This is a genomic window from Streptomyces olivochromogenes (assembly GCF_001514115.1).
GTDB lineage: Bacteria > Actinomycetota > Actinomycetes > Streptomycetales > Streptomycetaceae > Streptomyces > Streptomyces olivochromogenes.
Genome location: NZ_KQ948529.1, coordinates 1 through 1,329 on the forward strand (window position 1 = coordinate 1; position 1,329 = coordinate 1,329).

Annotated in this window: 1 protein-coding gene; it reads right to left on the reverse strand. The window is 65.5% G+C overall.

Features of this window, described 5'->3' with window-relative positions:
• Window positions 1–211: 211 nt before the first annotated feature.
• Window positions 212–550 carry a MerR family transcriptional regulator gene (locus AQJ27_RS51400; protein ID WP_067386010.1) on the reverse strand — a complete coding sequence of 113 codons (339 nt, stop codon included), beginning with the start codon at window positions 548–550 and terminating at the stop codon, window positions 212–214.
• Window positions 551–1,329 lie beyond the last annotated feature (779 nt).

The window sequence follows — 1,329 nt, forward strand, 5'->3', positions numbered from 1 at the left end:
AGACTGCATCAACCTAGCCCTCACAGCCGCTATCGACCGCCATAAGCGCCCCAGCTGCTCACACACAAGGGAGGAAGCGAGCCTGCGTGCGTCCGATCGCTCCAGCTCCGCGGCCGTGGAAGGCGAAGCTGCGCAGCACGTTGCGCGTCGCTGGCGACCTGCGATGGTGACAGGCAGTGAAGTCCTGCGCGGGTTGCACGTCCTGGCCGCCTCAGGCGGCGGTTGTCGGGTTCGCTGATCCGGCGGCGCGGCGGTATTCGGCGTTGATGCGCTGCGCTTCTTCGAGCTGGTCTTCGAGGATGACGATGCGGCAGGCGGCCTCGATCGGAGTGCCCTGGTCGACGAGTTCCCGGGCGCGAGCGGCGATCCGCAGCTGGTAGCGCGAGTAACGGCGGTGTCCGCCCGCGGAGCGCAGCGGGATGATCAGGCGCGCTTCACCGATGGCGCGGAGGAATCCCTGGGTGGTGCCGAGCATCTCGGCGGCCCGGCCCATCGTGTAGGCGGGGTAGTCGTCGTCATCGAGACGGCCGAACGAGTCGTCTGCTGTCATTGCACCTCTCTCATGGAACGCGTCGAGGGGCCCTGGCGCTATTCACGCCAGGGCCCCGAAGGAACTGCTACACCATCTGCCGGCCCTGATACTGCGCCGGCCTTCTGAGTCCGCACCAGCTCACGGGGGATGAGGGCTTGTGCGGGGATCGCGGTTGCTCGACCGGAGACCACCTCACTATCGATGTCCTGCGGTACCCGGGCTCACGACTTCCGCCCGGGCGATCCTGATGGCTCTCGGCCCCTCCGTTCTTTCCCTCTTGGATCAACTAACTGCTGGTACTGCTCTCCTGCGTACTGCTGGTATTGCGAACCGCTCAGTGACCTGTCACAGCGCCACTTTCCGGCAGCCAGCCCCGTCGCCCGTCCTGCGTCTGCTCTGGCTTGGAACCCCACTGCCGAACTTCCCGGTGCGCGCGCCCGCAGCCGACGCCTTCACCGAGGTACCGCTCACTCTCTTCACTGCTGGGCCTTGCGGACTGCACTTACTGGTACTGCCACTGCATCAACTGCGGTCCTGCTCACGGTGGCCCCTGTTCACTGCGGGCCACCCGGTCCGGTCGCCAGTCCCGTCACCGTCCTGCAACCACCCTGGCTTCGAAACTCCACCACCGCACCGTCCTGCGTACTGCTGCCCGGTAGTTCGTGTCTGCCGGGCCCTGCTGTCTCTCTGGGCTACGAGAGAAACCATAGCCAGTCGATCACCCAATGTCTACTCCAGCCAACATAGATTTCCGGTTGTTCGGCAGCGAGATAATCGGCCTCGTGTAGCGACGACGG

Bases quoted from the DNA above. Each gene is read 5' to 3' on its own strand.
- AQJ27_RS51400 (WP_067386010.1), bottom strand. From the start codon at position 550: ATGACAGCAGACGACTCGTTCGGCCGTCTCGATGACGACGACTACCCC.